Source organism: Ruegeria sp. YTSC106 (assembly GCF_059609765.1).
This window is the reverse complement of sequence record NZ_JBXWMI010000020.1, coordinates 67,004-79,324: the sequence shown is the minus strand read 5'-3', so window position 1 is coordinate 79,324 and position 12,321 is coordinate 67,004. Positions and strand designations below refer to the sequence as shown.

General features: G+C 54.1%; 24 protein-coding genes. 7 read left to right on the top strand and 17 right to left on the bottom strand.

Translation table 11 applies throughout. From position 1 onward, the window contains the following. The 6 genes from AC2FEB_RS20880 to AC2FEB_RS20855 all read left to right on the top strand — a co-directional run. Nucleotides 1-73: EF-Tu C-terminal domain-related protein (locus AC2FEB_RS20880; protein ID WP_296514147.1), on the top strand; the 73-nt coding region annotated here is incomplete at its 5' end. Nucleotides 74-247: 174 nt separating this feature from the next. Beyond that, nucleotides 248-1,477, top strand: a complete 1,230-nt coding sequence (locus AC2FEB_RS20875; RefSeq protein WP_496676247.1) for an NUDIX hydrolase — start codon at nt 248-250, stop codon at nt 1,475-1,477. Nucleotides 1,478-1,643: 166 nt separating this feature from the next. Further along, entirely contained in the window at nt 1,644-1,958 is a 315-nt protein-coding gene (rpsJ, locus tag AC2FEB_RS20870) for a 30S ribosomal protein S10 (protein ID WP_008756422.1), read from the top strand. A gap of 18 nt (nt 1,959-1,976) precedes the next feature. Further along, nucleotides 1,977-2,702, top strand: a complete 726-nt coding sequence (gene rplC, locus AC2FEB_RS20865; RefSeq protein WP_117872221.1) for a 50S ribosomal protein L3 — start codon at nt 1,977-1,979, stop codon at nt 2,700-2,702. Beyond that, complete coding sequence (rplD, locus tag AC2FEB_RS20860) at nt 2,699-3,316, top strand: 50S ribosomal protein L4 (protein ID WP_496676250.1); 618 nt, start codon at nt 2,699-2,701, stop codon at nt 3,314-3,316. Before rplC ends, rplD begins: the two co-directional genes overlap by 4 nt. Next, nucleotides 3,313-3,609 (top strand): 50S ribosomal protein L23, encoded by a 297-nt coding sequence (locus tag AC2FEB_RS20855; protein ID WP_008757532.1) that lies wholly within the window; start codon nt 3,313-3,315, stop codon nt 3,607-3,609. The genes rplD and AC2FEB_RS20855 overlap by 4 nt, the downstream gene beginning before the upstream one ends. Before the next feature lie 546 nt (nt 3,610-4,155). Here the strand turns inward: AC2FEB_RS20855 and AC2FEB_RS20850 are convergent. The 3 genes from AC2FEB_RS20850 to AC2FEB_RS20840 form a co-directional block, all read right to left on the bottom strand. Beyond that, nucleotides 4,156-4,368: a DUF1127 domain-containing protein gene (locus tag AC2FEB_RS20850; protein WP_496676252.1), complete on the bottom strand. Its 213-nt coding sequence runs from the start codon at nt 4,366-4,368 to the stop codon at nt 4,156-4,158. Nucleotides 4,369-4,534: 166 nt separating this feature from the next. Further along, nucleotides 4,535-4,996 carry a hypothetical protein gene (locus AC2FEB_RS20845; protein WP_496676255.1) on the bottom strand — a complete coding sequence of 154 codons (462 nt, stop codon included), beginning with the start codon at nt 4,994-4,996 and terminating at the stop codon, nt 4,535-4,537. Nucleotides 4,997-5,017: 21 nt separating this feature from the next. Then, the gene (locus AC2FEB_RS20840; protein ID WP_117872228.1) at nt 5,018-5,386 is read right to left on the bottom strand and encodes an antibiotic biosynthesis monooxygenase family protein; all 369 of its coding nucleotides are present in this window, start codon (nt 5,384-5,386) and stop codon (nt 5,018-5,020) included. 77 nt (nt 5,387-5,463) lie between these two features. Here AC2FEB_RS20840 and AC2FEB_RS20835 point away from each other — a divergent pair, with 77 nt between their 5' ends. After that, nucleotides 5,464-5,895: a MarR family winged helix-turn-helix transcriptional regulator gene (locus tag AC2FEB_RS20835; protein ID WP_117872230.1), complete on the top strand. Its 432-nt coding sequence runs from the start codon at nt 5,464-5,466 to the stop codon at nt 5,893-5,895. Between the two features lie 134 nt (nt 5,896-6,029). Here AC2FEB_RS20835 and AC2FEB_RS20830 read toward each other — a convergent pair whose 3' ends face one another. From AC2FEB_RS20830 to AC2FEB_RS20765, 14 genes are all read right to left on the bottom strand, one after another. Beyond that, nucleotides 6,030-6,413 (bottom strand): hypothetical protein, encoded by a 384-nt coding sequence (locus AC2FEB_RS20830; protein ID WP_117872232.1) that lies wholly within the window; start codon nt 6,411-6,413, stop codon nt 6,030-6,032. A gap of 118 nt (nt 6,414-6,531) precedes the next feature. Next, complete coding sequence (gene rpmD / locus AC2FEB_RS20825; protein ID WP_008757946.1) at nt 6,532-6,720, bottom strand: 50S ribosomal protein L30; 189 nt, start codon at nt 6,718-6,720, stop codon at nt 6,532-6,534. A 12-nt stretch (nt 6,721-6,732) separates the two neighbouring features. Then, on the bottom strand, nt 6,733-7,302 hold the full coding sequence (rpsE, locus tag AC2FEB_RS20820; RefSeq protein WP_299901321.1) for a 30S ribosomal protein S5: 570 nt from the start codon (nt 7,300-7,302) through the stop codon (nt 6,733-6,735). Nucleotides 7,303-7,416: 114 nt separating this feature from the next. Further along, a complete protein-coding gene (rplR, locus tag AC2FEB_RS20815) occupies nt 7,417-7,776 on the bottom strand; it encodes a 50S ribosomal protein L18 (protein WP_010437103.1) in 360 nt (119 codons plus the stop codon). Between the two features lie 11 nt (nt 7,777-7,787). Further along, nucleotides 7,788-8,321, bottom strand: coding sequence for a 50S ribosomal protein L6 (gene rplF, locus AC2FEB_RS20810; protein ID WP_496676261.1), 534 nt, complete (start codon nt 8,319-8,321; stop codon nt 7,788-7,790). A gap of 11 nt (nt 8,322-8,332) precedes the next feature. Further along, nucleotides 8,333-8,725 carry a 30S ribosomal protein S8 gene (gene rpsH, locus AC2FEB_RS20805; RefSeq protein ID WP_010437099.1) on the bottom strand — a complete coding sequence of 131 codons (393 nt, stop codon included), beginning with the start codon at nt 8,723-8,725 and terminating at the stop codon, nt 8,333-8,335. A 13-nt stretch (nt 8,726-8,738) separates the two neighbouring features. Further along, entirely contained in the window at nt 8,739-9,044 is a 306-nt protein-coding gene (gene rpsN / locus AC2FEB_RS20800) for a 30S ribosomal protein S14 (protein ID WP_010437098.1), read from the bottom strand. Nucleotides 9,045-9,063: 19 nt separating this feature from the next. After that, nucleotides 9,064-9,624, bottom strand: a complete 561-nt coding sequence (gene rplE, locus AC2FEB_RS20795) for a 50S ribosomal protein L5 (RefSeq protein ID WP_050605834.1) — start codon at nt 9,622-9,624, stop codon at nt 9,064-9,066. Continuing rightward, nucleotides 9,617-9,928, bottom strand: a complete 312-nt coding sequence (gene rplX / locus AC2FEB_RS20790) for a 50S ribosomal protein L24 (RefSeq protein ID WP_170456139.1) — start codon at nt 9,926-9,928, stop codon at nt 9,617-9,619. The genes rplE and rplX overlap by 8 nt, the downstream gene beginning before the upstream one ends. A 2-nt stretch (nt 9,929-9,930) precedes the next feature. Continuing rightward, on the bottom strand, nt 9,931-10,299 hold the full coding sequence (gene rplN / locus AC2FEB_RS20785; protein ID WP_068340767.1) for a 50S ribosomal protein L14: 369 nt from the start codon (nt 10,297-10,299) through the stop codon (nt 9,931-9,933). Nucleotides 10,300-10,375: 76 nt separating this feature from the next. Beyond that, the gene (rpsQ, locus tag AC2FEB_RS20780) at nt 10,376-10,606 is read right to left on the bottom strand and encodes a 30S ribosomal protein S17 (RefSeq protein WP_039538279.1); all 231 of its coding nucleotides are present in this window, start codon (nt 10,604-10,606) and stop codon (nt 10,376-10,378) included. Nucleotides 10,607-10,610: 4 nt separating this feature from the next. Continuing rightward, nucleotides 10,611-10,817, bottom strand: coding sequence for a 50S ribosomal protein L29 (gene rpmC / locus AC2FEB_RS20775; protein WP_010437082.1), 207 nt, complete (start codon nt 10,815-10,817; stop codon nt 10,611-10,613). A 203-nt stretch (nt 10,818-11,020) separates the two neighbouring features. Continuing rightward, nucleotides 11,021-11,326 carry a hypothetical protein gene (locus tag AC2FEB_RS20770; protein WP_496676267.1) on the bottom strand — a complete coding sequence of 102 codons (306 nt, stop codon included), beginning with the start codon at nt 11,324-11,326 and terminating at the stop codon, nt 11,021-11,023. 746 nt (nt 11,327-12,072) lie between these two features. Next, nucleotides 12,073-12,279 carry a cold-shock protein gene (locus AC2FEB_RS20765; RefSeq protein WP_010437077.1) on the bottom strand — a complete coding sequence of 69 codons (207 nt, stop codon included), beginning with the start codon at nt 12,277-12,279 and terminating at the stop codon, nt 12,073-12,075. Nucleotides 12,280-12,321 lie beyond the last annotated feature (42 nt).

Here is a 12,321-nt window from a genome sequence, read left to right as displayed (position 1 = left end):
GGGCCTGCGCTTCGCCATCCGCGAAGGCGGCCGCACGGTCGGCGCCGGCGTTGTGTCGAAGATCGTAGAGTAAGGCGCGCGTGTCGCGCCTGGTTACGGCAGACGATTTTCCACAGGAAAATCTGCCGGGAGCAACTCGGTGAGGATTAAGAAAGGGCGTCCCGCGGGGCGCCCTTTTTGTTTGAATTTCTGGTGAGTTAAGTTCAAGTGTGGGTTTCACCCTAAACGCAGGCTAGGTGACTGTTCTATGACTTGGTCATTTGTTTTTTTTGAGGAAGCCATTTCTTGGGTTAAGGCTCATCGTCTATGGTCAGTTGTCGCGGCCCTGGGGATTGCAGGTATTTCGATTTTTTTGAAGACCTTGGTTTCCAAGGCTGCGGATGACTTTTACGAAGTGCGAAAGCTGGGGCGTCAGGAAAGACGACACCAAAATCTGAATGGCGTGAAAGAAAAAGACCCTGCGAGTGAAAACAAAACGTCGGAACTGTCTTCATCGGAGTTGCTCAAGTTCTACTCCGAGGAGCGTCCGATTGTAATTTCTATTTCTGATAAAGAGTGGTCTTTCCCGGCAAGAATTGAGATCATGCCCAAAGGCGACGGCCGAGTTGGTCACCAGAATCTGGAGTTTTCGTATCGCGATCATTTGTTCGAACTTGACCCGCCGTTGGAAAGCGCCACCCAACCCTATTACCGCAAGCTTTTGGAACAGAAAGATCAACTCGGGTTGTTCAACGGCCACCCTTTTCGGTTGGCGTCAATTGAGACGAACGGCCGCAAAACTAAAATTCAAGTAGAGCGGTGTAGGTATTTCGACAGCCTGAGAACCAATTTTGCGATGGACCAAGTCCTTCCAGATCACGGAATCTCGCTCCGTGAATACATTCATGGAAAGACACGTCAATTTGAATCCTTTTCGTCTTCGCGGCTTCCCAATCATATGGGGCTGGTTGTTATCATTGAAACTCTGGATGGTCAGTTGTTGACTCAAAAGCGCAGCAGGCGTGTAGCGGTTCGGGCAGGAACTTTGTCTTCATCGGTCAGTGGCACCTTTGAAAAAAGCGACCTTGAGTATCCAGGCAAAGACATACCATTGGAGGATGCACTTCGTGCGGTGTGTCGCGAAATGCACGCAGAGATGGGCGGGCGATTTGGAAGCCGTGAACAAGAACTCGTGTTCTTGGGGTTGGTGCGTGAATTCCGGCGCGGAGGTTTTCCGGATTTTTATTTTTATTGGAGATCCGACAAGGCATTGGAGCAACTCAAACTGGACGCTCAGGACGCAGAGGAGCGCGGAGAGATTGATGAGTTCGTTGGCCTCCCTTTCAATACAGATGCGTTTTTGCACGACAAGGAAAAGGAGCGTTCTGCGTTTGAGAAGCGAGTCAACAACATCCTCAGCCGTACCGAGACCAAAGCCAATCTCACCCTACGTTTGGGGGTTGCGCTGACCTATCAGCATTTTGTCGAGAGAGCATAGCTGCTTTGGATTTCCCCCTTGCCAAACCCCGCCAACCCCTGTAGATCGCGCGAGTTCTCTACAAGAACATCGAGGCGGGGTGATTCCCGCCTTTTGGGTTCGATGAGGGTTGGCGATGCGCGCTTGTCCTCCTCTCAACCTCAACGCCTGAAAAAAGGCTGTTATTATGCAAAGCCAAAACATCCGTATTCGGCTGAAGGCATTTGACTATCGCGTTCTGGATGCCAGCACGCAAGAGATCGTCAACACTGCCAAGCGGACCGGCGCGAACGTGCGCGGCCCGATCCCGCTGCCGAACAAGATCGAGAAGTTCACGGTTCTCCGTGGCCCTCACGTTGACAAGAAATCCCGCGACCAGTTCGAGATCCGCACGCACAAGCGTCTGCTCGACATCGTTGATCCGACCCCCCAGACCGTTGACGCGCTGATGAAGCTCGACCTCGCCGCTGGTGTGGACGTCGAGATCAAGCTGCAGTCGTAAGATCGGAGGGTATAGATTATGCGCTCTGGTATTATCGCAAAAAAAGTTGGCATGACCCGCCTGTTCATGGAAGACGGCAAGCAGATTCCTGTGACCGTTCTTCACCTGGACGGCCTGCAGGTCGTTGCACAGCGTACCGCTGACAAAGACGGTTACACCGCCGTTCAGCTGGGCGCAGGTGCTGCCAAGGCAAAACGCACTTCGAAGGCCATGCGCGGTCACTATGCCGCTGCAAAGGTCGAGCCCAAGCGTAAGCTGGCCGAGTTCCGCGTCTCCGAAGATGGCCTGATCGAAGTGGGTGCCGAGATTTCGGCAGAACACTTCCTGGAAGGTCAGAAAGTTGACGTTTCGGGTACTTCGATCGGTAAAGGCTTTGCCGGTGCAATGAAGCGCCACAACTTCGGTGGTCTTCGCGCCTCGCACGGTGTTTCGATCAGCCACCGTTCGCACGGTTCGACCGGTCAGTGTCAGGACCCGGGCAAGGTTTTCAAAGGCAAGAAGATGGCCGGTCACATGGGTGCTGCCCGTGTAACCACCCAGAACCTGGAAGTCGTCAAAACTGACGCCGACCGTGGTCTGGTCTTCATCAAAGGCGCCGTTCCCGGACCGAAATCGGGCTGGGTTACCGTCAAGGACGCCGTCAAGAAGAAAGCACCGGAAGGCCTGCCTTTCCCGGCTGCTGTGAAATCGGCTGCAACCGAAGCACCTGCGGAAGAAGCACCCGCGGAAGGTGGTGAAGCATGAAACTTGATGTAATCAATCTGGACGGCGGCAAAGCCGGCAACATCGAGCTGGATGCAGACCTGTTCGGCCTGGAGCCGCGCGCGGACATCCTGCACCGTGTGGTCCGTTGGCAGCGCAACAACGCGCAGGCCGGCACCCACAAGGTGAAGACCCGCTCGGAAACCAGCTACTCGACCAAGAAGATCTATCGCCAGAAGGGCACCGGTGGCGCACGCCATGGTGACCGTAATGCGCCGATCTTCCGTGGTGGTGGTATCTACAAAGGCCCCGTCGTGCGTTCGCACGGTCATGACCTGCCGAAGAAGTTCCGCAAGCTTGGCCTGCGCCACGCTCTATCGGCAAAAGCCAAAGCCGGTGAACTGGTTGTGATCGAAAACGCCGAAGCCGAAGGCAAGACTGCCGCTCTGGCCAAACAGGTTGCAAACCTGGGCTGGAAACGCGCTCTGGTCATCGACGGCGCGACTGTGAACGAAGGGTTCCTGAAAGCGTCCAAGAACATCGAGGGTCTGGATATCCTGCCTTCGATGGGCGCAAACGTCTATGACATCCTCAAGCGTGACACTCTGGTGCTCACCAAAGCGGCTGTCGAAGCACTGGAGGCTCGACTGAAATGAGCGCGAAGGCAGAACACTACGACGTGATCCGCAAGCCGATCATCACCGAAAAGTCGACCATGGCGTCCGAAAACGGCGCGGTTGTCTTTGAAGTGGCGATCGACAGCAACAAGCCGCAGATCAAAGAGGCCGTTGAGGCGCTGTTTGGTGTGAAGGTCAAGGCGGTGAACACAACCGTGACCAAAGGCAAGGTCAAGCGGTTCCGTGGCCAGCTGGGCCGTCGGAAAGACGTCAAGAAAGCATATGTGACCCTGGAAGAGGGTAACACCATCGACGTAAGCACCGGTCTCTGATCCGGCGCTTGCTGCGACTATTCACGGCCTCGGCGGTTCAACCCGCCGGGGCCGATTTCGTTTCAGGTACTGGAACCGGGTTGAACGCTGCCCAGGACGATTCAGGTGGGCTGCGGCTGGACGGTTTGAAATGGGAAGGATCTGAACCGCCGGTGAGAGGCCGCAGGAGGGCCGCAGGTCGTTGGATCAAACCTTCCTCAGGTGACAGTAATATTCTACGTCGTGTGGCGCGTTTAAGGACGCTCGCGCTTGTCCTAAGGATCGTGGCAACAAAACTGATTGGCGTAGCCCAGGTTTCTGCCGAGATTATTTCTTGGTAGTGTTTCCCGGTGCTGCTGGGCCGCGTGGCAGCTTCAATCGAACCATTACGTTGATTTTAGCGCCGTAGGGCGACGCAATAGTTGCAGCCGCGGAAAAGGGGGCATGACGCGCATGTTTTTGCCCTCAGGACGCCCCTGAGAGCTCTTCACACCGGGTGGGAGTCTATTTCAGAAAGCAGAAAAGGCGCCGTATGGCGCCTTTGAGTTGGTTTGCAGGTATTTGCGGTTACGAGCAGTATACGTGCTTGTGTGCAATATCCGCGATGTCGCAACGGCGAATGCCGATGTCATCCAGTTCGCGGTTGCCCAGGTGCTGCAACTCGGAATAGGTGCGCTGATACTCAGCCGCACGTGCACGCGCCGTTTTGATCCGTTCGATCATGTCCTTGATCCGGGTGCCGAAGTTGGAGCCGGTATGGGTCAGTGTTGCTGTTGTCATTTCTGTGTTCCTTTCTCAAATCAGGGCGAATTCCCCGACGTTTCCTTGTGTGTTCCTTGTTTGGACAAGGTTGAGATAGGTGTGTTTGGTAACGCTAACAACGGAACTTTTGGTCTAGCCGATATGCATCTATTGAATGGCTGTACATTTCGCTGGCCCATTGCAATCAAATGCTGCTTTCACTTCTTGCCCGCATTTTTTTGCGGGCAGTCATCGCCCGGCCGTCACGAATGCTGAGCCCCATCAGCGTCAGATTGGTTGCGCCAGCAATCAGTTCGACGATCTGTACAGTATAGAAGCTGGTGTCAAAGGAGCCAGCGTTTGCCTTTGCGCTGAGGTAGATGGCGGCCGGAACCAGGATGAGCAACCCGTTCATCGCTATGATCGGCATCCGCTTCTTCTTGGCAAGCGCTGGCGCATCTTTGCGGCGGCGCCCAAGGGACATACCGGACGCGCCGACAATTATCATAGCAGGCACCAGAACAAAGAGACCGCTGACGATCATGGACTTTACAGCGGCGACGGTCGCATGGGTTGCAAACAACTCGCTGTACAAGGTGGAAGTCCAGAACACGAGGATTGTAAGAAATCCGATGACTCCGGCGATGGGGTGAATTGCTCTTAACATGGGGCTGCTCCGGTTTTTATTTCAGGCGACGCAGTGGTTTTCGACTGCGAGTTTTCGAAGAAGATGTGGCCGGGCTACTGCGCTTGATGGATAGTCCGCAATCCGACGTTGGAACTCAGGATGGGTGAACGCGTCGCGAAAGCTTTTGACGTCCTGCCAGATCGCGTAATTCACAAAGGTTGAACTGCCCGCGATGCCCTGATGGAGCTGGGTGGAGATGTATCCTGGCTGGGACTTCATGAAATCTGCATCATGTGACCATGCCTCAAGCAGCGCTTTTTCGTCTTCCGCGTCCACCGTGAACAGGTTGATCAGCACCACCGGACCTTCTTCACTCTGCATCTGATCTGCCAAGGTGACGATTGTGTCCAATTCTTCGATATGAGCCATTTCTATTCCTCTTGCTTCAGTCACATAGCAAGCTATATAATATTGCATAGCTTGCTATTCAAGTATAAATCTCGAACATGGACTTCGAAAAAGAGAACTCGGCCGGATATCTGGTCAATCACATGGCGCGATTGTTTGCTAAAGAGCTGCAGCAGCGCATTGCGCCTTTGGGCATCGTTGTTGGACAGTTCCCAGTCTTGCTGGAGCTTTGGCTCAAAGACGGGGTCACCCAAAAGGATCTGCTGGCCAAAATTGACGTCGAACAGGCGACTTTGGCCAACACGCTCAACCGAATGGAGCGCGACGGCCTGATTAAAAGAACAAAGAGTCCCGCTGACGCCAGGGCGCAATTGATCTGGTTGACCGAGAAGGCCACCGCACTTCGAAACCGCGCCTATGAGGCCGCCCAGACCGTGAATGCTGATGCGCTACAGATATTGAACGAAGCTGAGCGCACGCAATTCATGAATTCCATGCGATTGGTAATCAACAGCATGCGTTCGGTTTGAGCGAACCCAAAGCAGCCCGAAAACTGAAAAGCGAATCTTTACATCCCCGGTTTTGTATAGGGAGTTCCATTTCCGTATTGGGTACACTTAGCCATACAAGACTGCTGTCTCACCCTGCATGTTGCCGAAAATACCTATTTTCGTATTTGGCCGACGTAGCGCTCTTTTTTCTCGTTTACTAAAACCAGCTTGCCGTCGTTTACAACATAAAGGTCAAAACGCGGTTTTTGGTATCCGATACAGCGCATTCCGTTATCGTAGAATTTGTAGGTATTTGCTTTCCAAGTTTGTCCCTTACTTTTGTAGGAATAGGACCCATCGGCGAAATATGTTTCAGTGTCTTTGCCAGCGTATACGACTTTGTGCCCCCCAAGGTTCTTTTGCAGCCAAGCCGCATTCACCTTTTGGTCCCCGTCTGAGAAATTGCTTTTTGCTAGTTTTGGAGCCTTGCTAGGGCACGCTGCATGTGCAGTGACACCAATAACTGTCACGCAAATGGCGGTAAGGAATAGTCTCATCTTTTCTCACTCTTTAAACAAAATAGATCAAAACGATACTTAAATTGTACTTAAAGGCAAGAAAAAGCGCCCCTAACCGGCGTCAGAGGCGCTTCCAAAGTTCTTGAAGAAGGCGCGCTTAGCCGCGCTCTTCGATGATCTCAACCAGATGCGGGATCTTGTTGACCATGCCGCGGACCGAAGGAGTGTCTTCCAGCTCGCGGGTTTTGTGCATCTTGTTCAGGCCCAGACCGATCAAGGTCGCGCGCTGTTCTGCGGGGCGGCGGATCGGCGAGCCGATCTGCTTGACGACGATGGTTTTTGCCATGGGTCGCTCTCCTTATGCTTCTGCTTCAGCAGCAGCTGGTGCTTCGTCCCGCTTGGGCAGGATGTCAGCAACCTTTTTGCCACGACGCTGTGCAACCGAACGCGGGCTCTGCTCTTTGGTCAGGCCGTTGATGGTGGCGCGGATCATGTTATACGGGTTCTGCGAGCCCAGCGACTTGGACACAACGTCCTTGACGCCCAGCATTTCGAACACGGCACGCATCGGGCCACCGGCGATGATACCGGTACCTTCAGGTGCGCTGCGCATAACCACTTTACCGGCGCCGTGACGGCCTTCGATATCGTGGTGCAGGGTCCGACCTTCGCGCAGTTGTACGCGGATCATCTGACGCTTGGCTTGCTCGGTCGCTTTGCGGATGGCTTCAGGTACTTCTTTCGCTTTACCTTTGCCAAAGCCGACGCGGCCTTTCTGATCGCCGACAACCACCAGAGCGGCGAAGCCAAAGCGCTTACCACCTTTTACGGTTTTCGACACGCGGTTGATCGCAACCAGACGATCTGCAAATTCCGGTGTTTCTTCACGGTCGCGGCCACGGCCCCGACGGTTTTCACGTTCTGCCATTTGGCATCCCTTTTCTCATATGGCGCTCTCGGCACCGTTTGTTCAATCCAAGTGGGCCCCGGCATTGCCAAGGCCCCCGGATCATCGGGGCGGATCGAAACCCGCCCGCAAGTCTTAGATCTTCAGACCACCTTCACGCGCTGCGTCGGCGACTGCCTTCACTTTGCCGTGGAACAGGAAGCCACCACGATCGAAATAGGCCTCTTCGACACCTGCCTTCTTGGCACGCTCTGCGATGGCCGCGCCCACTTTGGTGGCCGCTTCGACGTTGTTCTTGCCAACAACACCCAGATCCTTTTCCAGGGTCGAGGCCGAGGCAAGGGTCACGCCACGTACGTCGTCGATCAGCTGAACAGAGATGTTCTTGTTCGAACGGTGTACGGACAGGCGCGGACGACCCGCGTTGACCTTGCGAAGTTTGTTCCGAACGCGCAGGCGGCGCTTCAGAAACAGGGTTCTTTTGCTGTTTGCCATTGTTTGCGTCCTTACTTCTTCTTGCCTTCCTTGCGGAAGATGAACTCGCCCTTATAGCGGATGCCCTTGCCTTTGTAAGGCTCGGGGCGGCGCCACTCGCGGATTTTGGCCGCAGTTTCGCCCACCAGCTGCTGGTCGATACCTTCCACAACGATCTCGGTCTGCTTCGGCGCGGTGATGGTGACACCTTCCGGAGCTGTGAAATCAACATCGTGGCTGTAGCCCAGGTTCAGCTTCAGGGTGTTGCCCTGCATCTGAGCCCGGTAACCAACACCCTGGATCTCCAGCTCTTTCTTGAAGCCGTTGGTTACGCCTTCAACAAGATTGGCAACCATAGTGCGGCTCATGCCCCACTGCTGGCGCGCGCGCTTGGACATCCCACGAGGGTTGATCTGCACAACGTTGTCTTCGACCGAAAGCGATACATCATCAGTCGCGGTGAAGCTGCGGGTGCCTTTCGGACCTTTGACTTCGATGGTCTGACCCGACACAGAGGCGGAAACGCCGCTGGGCAGCTCGACCGGTTTTTTACCAATACGAGACATTGCAGACCTCCTTAGAAGACGGTGCAGAGCACTTCGCCGCCAACATTGTTGGAGCGAGCGTTTGCGTCCGACATCACACCTTTCGGAGTGCTGACAATCGACACACCCAGACCCTGACGGACCTGCGGGATGTCATTGACGCCCATGTATACGCGGCGACCGGGCTTCGAGACCCGCTTCAGTTCGCGAATGACAGGGGTGCCTTCGTAGTATTTCAGGCTGATTTCGATGGCCGGATGACCGTTTTCACCGGTCGTCGCTTCGTAGCCACGGATATAACCTTCGTCCGCCAGCACGTCCAGAACCCAACCACGCAGCTTGGAAGCTGGGGTGGAAACGGTGGACTTGCCGCGCATTTGCGCGTTGCGGATACGGGTGAGCATATCGCCGATAGGATCGTTCATATCTATGTCTCCCTTACCAGCTCGATTTCACCATGCCGGGGATCTGACCAGCAGAACCCAGCTCGCGCAGCGCGATACGGCTGACCTTCAGCTTACGGTAGTAAGCGTGAGGACGACCGGTCAGCTGACAACGGTTGTGCAGACGAGTGGCCGAGCTGTTGCGCGGCAGTTTCGCCAGTTTCAGACGCGCTTTGAAGCGCTCTTCCATCGGCTTGCTCTCGTCATTCGCGATTTCTTTCAGCTCGGCACGCTTTGCGGCATATTTGGCCACCAGGCGTTCGCGCTTCTTCTCGCGTTCGATCATTGCTTTTTTAGCCATGTCTCAATCCTCCCGGCGCTTACGCGTTGAACGGCATGTTGAAAGCTTTCAACAATGCCTTTGCTTCAGCGTCGGTTTTCGCTGTGGTGGCAATTACAATATCCAGGCCCCAGACCTCGTCGACCTTGTCGAAGTCGATTTCCGGGAACACGATGTGCTCTTTCATGCCCATGGCAAAGTTGCCCTGACCATCGAAAGAAGGTTTAACACCGCGGAAGTCACGAACGCGCGGCAGCGCGATGGTGATCAGACGATCCAGGAATTCGTACATCCGGTCACCGCGGAGGGTCACTTTCGTGCCCAGCGGCATGTCTTCACGGACGCGGAATCCCGCGATCGACTTCTTCGCCTTGGTTGCAACGGCCTTTTGACCGGCAATCGCAGTCAGATCCTCGACAGCAGCTTTCGCTTTCTTCGAGTCTTTGACGGCCTCAGCACCACAACCGATGTTCAGAACGATTTTTTCCAGCTTGGGCAGCTGCATATCGTTCTTGTATCCGAACTCTTCTTTCAGAGCGGCACGGATGGTTTCGGCGTACTGAGCTTTCAGACGCGGGGTGTAGGTTGCGTTATCAAGCATCGATCACGTCCCCTGTGGTCTTGGCGAAGCGGACCTTCTTGTCACCTTCCATGCGGAAGCCAACACGGGTTGCTTTGCCGTTCTTGTCCAGCAGTGCCAGGTTCGACAGCTCGATCGGGTTTGCCTGAGGAAGGCGACCACCTTGCGAGTTCTGCGACTGACGGGTGTGGCGGATGGCGATGTTGATGCCATCAACAACAGCTTTACCGGCTTTCGGGTCAACCGAGGAAATGGTTCCCTCTTTGCCCTTGTCCTTGCCGGCCAGCACGACGACCTTGTCGCCTTTGCGGAGTTTAGCAGCCATGATTACAGCACCTCCGGAGCCAGCGAGATGATTTTCATGAAGTTCTTGCCGCGCAGTTCACGGACAACGGGGCCAAAGATACGGGTACCGATCGGCTCATTGTTGTTGTTCAGGATGACGGCGGCGTTGCGATCGAAACGGATCGCGGTGCCGTCTTCACGACGGACTTCCTTGGCGGTGCGTACGACGACGGCCTTGCGGACGTCACCTTTCTTTACGCGGCCGCGTGGGATGGCTTCCTTCACCGAGACGACAATGACGTCGCCGACGGAGGCGTATTTACGCTTGGAACCACCCAGGACCTTGATGCACTGAACTCGGCGTGCGCCGGAGTTGTCAGCGACATCCAGATTGGTCTGCATCTGGATCATGTGGTTTCTCCCGACCTGTGGGGGCTGGTCTGGTTAGATCCCCCAGGGTTTCGACAAATGGAAAAATCCTGAAAGCTTACGCTTCCAGAACTTCCCAACGTTTCGTCTTCGATTTCGGCGCGCATTCGATGATGCGTACGGTGTCACCGACCTTGAAGGCGTTCTTTTCGTCATGAGCCCGGTACTTCTTGGACTTACGGACGGTTTTGTGCAGCAGCGGGTGCTTGAAACGGCGTTCAACCGAAACAGTCACGGTCTGCTCGTTGGCGTCGCTGGTTACGATTCCGGACAGGATACGCTTGGGCATAGGATTACTCCTCCGATGCCGCAGCAGCGGCCTTTTCGTTCAGAATGGTTTTGACGCGGGCAGCATTGCGGCGGGCCGCTTTGATACCAGCAGTGTTTTCCAGCTGACCGGTTGCCTGTTGAAAGCGCAGGTTAAAGCTTTCTTTCTTCAGGTTGGCCAGTTCCTCGCGGAGCTGGTCCGGGGTCTTGTCACGCAGTTCTTGGGCGTTCATCGCCTTTTTCCTTTGCTCAAAACACCAGAAGGCCCCTTACAGGGTCACCTTTGACCTGGTGGATGAATGATAGACATACGAATCCCCCGACTCGGCCGGGGGAACGCAAGATGCCGCTCTATAGTGGAGTCGCTGGCGGGGGGCAAGGGAAAGATGCTATCTTTTTTACTTTGTAGAATTAGGTGCACTAGGCGGTTGTGAAATTAAAATACCGTCTTCAGAACTTTGTCGGTTCCAGACACCAAGTCATCGATCTCATCCTCACTCGGCTCTTTGCCCTTCGCATGGTCACACAAGTTTCGAATATCGGCCAAATGTTGAATGAAACGCCACTGAGAGACAGACAAAACATCTTTGTCTTTCAGAGCCTGATTCAAATCATTGATACCCGGATTCTTCTTCCGAATTACAATCTTATGCACATCGCAGACCTGCTTAAGGTGTTTTTCGATCACTACACCGCATATCGCCCCCGCAGCCCTCAAAAAAACCCATCTTAGCGAGAGCATTTGCACTTTCCACTTCAGAGTCAAAGAGATCTGCCTGAAGGATCCCAGTCATATTCATCAAAGAGCTTTCCAAAGTGTCCCTTGCCGCCTTAACAATGTTCAGCTGCTGCTGGAATTCGGGTATCGCAGCGCTCCTGTCAGCAACAACCGTTTTTTCGCAACCTTGGGTAATACGAAGGCCTTGGAGATAGTCCCGGATCATATAGTTTTGAAAAGTAATATCTTTTCGCGCGCGTGGATACTCGAAATAGGATTCAAAATCCGCCAATCGATCTGGAAGCACTTGACGAACAACGGCGTGGGCTTCGGAATACCAAGATTGGTATTCTTGCTTAAAACTTGGCAGGTCCTCTAGGTGCTCTTCTGCTTTGTCTTCCCCGAGTTTCTGGGTAACTTGCTCTACAAGCTCGCTACCGTAGAGTTCTTATATCATCGCTTCTTCGAGCTTATTTCCCCGGCTAACTAGTTTCTGTATGTCATCTTGGAATTTTTTCGTTTTTTCAGTCATCAAATCTCTCAACAAAAATACCTGTTACACGGCTAATATTACTCCGCTAGCCAGTGTTACCTAGCTTGTTACTCCTAATTATTTTCAAAATCACCGAAATCTGCTCTTCCTCGGCCATGTTCTTGGGTACCTCGTAGGGCAGCCAACGACTAACCCAGTACATCCAATCCCTTATAAAACGCAAAACGCGGCCTCGTTTGCACGAGACCGCGTCTGCAACTGTCTAAGTCTGAGTGACTTATGCCAGGGCGATGTTCACAGCCGACTCGCGACCGTCACGGCCAGGCTCGATGTCGAATGTTACTTTCTGGTCATCCGCCAGGCCGGTCAGACCCGAGCGCTCAACAGCAGAGATGTGTACAAACACGTCTTTGCCACCGGTCTCCGGTGCGATGAAGCCAAAACCTTTAGTTGTGTTGAACCATTTTACGGTGCCATTGGCCATATCCGTAGTCTCCTAATAAATTGCTGTCCGCGGAATTGCGAC

Coding starts and splice junctions, on each gene's coding strand:
- AC2FEB_RS20875 (WP_496676247.1), top strand. CDS start 248: ATGACTTGGTCATTTGTTTTTTTTGAGGAAGCCATTTCTTGGGTTAAG.
- rpsJ (WP_008756422.1), top strand. CDS start 1,644: ATGCAAAGCCAAAACATCCGTATTCGGCTGAAGGCATTTGACTATCGC.
- rplC (WP_117872221.1), top strand. CDS start 1,977: ATGCGCTCTGGTATTATCGCAAAAAAAGTTGGCATGACCCGCCTGTTC.
- rplD (WP_496676250.1), top strand. CDS start 2,699: ATGAAACTTGATGTAATCAATCTGGACGGCGGCAAAGCCGGCAACATC.
- AC2FEB_RS20855 (WP_008757532.1), top strand. CDS start 3,313: ATGAGCGCGAAGGCAGAACACTACGACGTGATCCGCAAGCCGATCATC.
- AC2FEB_RS20850 (WP_496676252.1), bottom strand. CDS start 4,368: ATGACAACAGCAACACTGACCCATACCGGCTCCAACTTCGGCACCCGG.
- AC2FEB_RS20845 (WP_496676255.1), bottom strand. CDS start 4,996: ATGTTAAGAGCAATTCACCCCATCGCCGGAGTCATCGGATTTCTTACA.
- AC2FEB_RS20840 (WP_117872228.1), bottom strand. CDS start 5,386: ATGGCTCATATCGAAGAATTGGACACAATCGTCACCTTGGCAGATCAG.
- AC2FEB_RS20835 (WP_117872230.1), top strand. CDS start 5,464: ATGGACTTCGAAAAAGAGAACTCGGCCGGATATCTGGTCAATCACATG.
- AC2FEB_RS20830 (WP_117872232.1), bottom strand. CDS start 6,413: ATGAGACTATTCCTTACCGCCATTTGCGTGACAGTTATTGGTGTCACT.
- rpmD (WP_008757946.1), bottom strand. CDS start 6,720: ATGGCAAAAACCATCGTCGTCAAGCAGATCGGCTCGCCGATCCGCCGC.
- rpsE (WP_299901321.1), bottom strand. CDS start 7,302: ATGGCAGAACGTGAAAACCGTCGGGGCCGTGGCCGCGACCGTGAAGAA.
- rplR (WP_010437103.1), bottom strand. CDS start 7,776: ATGGCAAACAGCAAAAGAACCCTGTTTCTGAAGCGCCGCCTGCGCGTT.
- rplF (WP_496676261.1), bottom strand. CDS start 8,321: ATGTCTCGTATTGGTAAAAAACCGGTCGAGCTGCCCAGCGGCGTTTCC.
- rpsH (WP_010437099.1), bottom strand. CDS start 8,725: ATGAACGATCCTATCGGCGATATGCTCACCCGTATCCGCAACGCGCAA.
- rpsN (WP_010437098.1), bottom strand. CDS start 9,044: ATGGCTAAAAAAGCAATGATCGAACGCGAGAAGAAGCGCGAACGCCTG.
- rplE (WP_050605834.1), bottom strand. CDS start 9,624: ATGCTTGATAACGCAACCTACACCCCGCGTCTGAAAGCTCAGTACGCC.
- rplX (WP_170456139.1), bottom strand. CDS start 9,928: ATGGCTGCTAAACTCCGCAAAGGCGACAAGGTCGTCGTGCTGGCCGGC.
- rplN (WP_068340767.1), bottom strand. CDS start 10,299: ATGATCCAGATGCAGACCAATCTGGATGTCGCTGACAACTCCGGCGCA.
- rpsQ (WP_039538279.1), bottom strand. CDS start 10,606: ATGCCCAAGCGTATCCTGTCCGGAATCGTAACCAGCGACGCCAACGAG.
- rpmC (WP_010437082.1), bottom strand. CDS start 10,817: ATGAACGCCCAAGAACTGCGTGACAAGACCCCGGACCAGCTCCGCGAG.
- AC2FEB_RS20770 (WP_496676267.1), bottom strand. CDS start 11,326: ATGCTCTCGCTAAGATGGGTTTTTTTGAGGGCTGCGGGGGCGATATGC.
- AC2FEB_RS20765 (WP_010437077.1), bottom strand. CDS start 12,279: ATGGCCAATGGCACCGTAAAATGGTTCAACACAACTAAAGGTTTTGGC.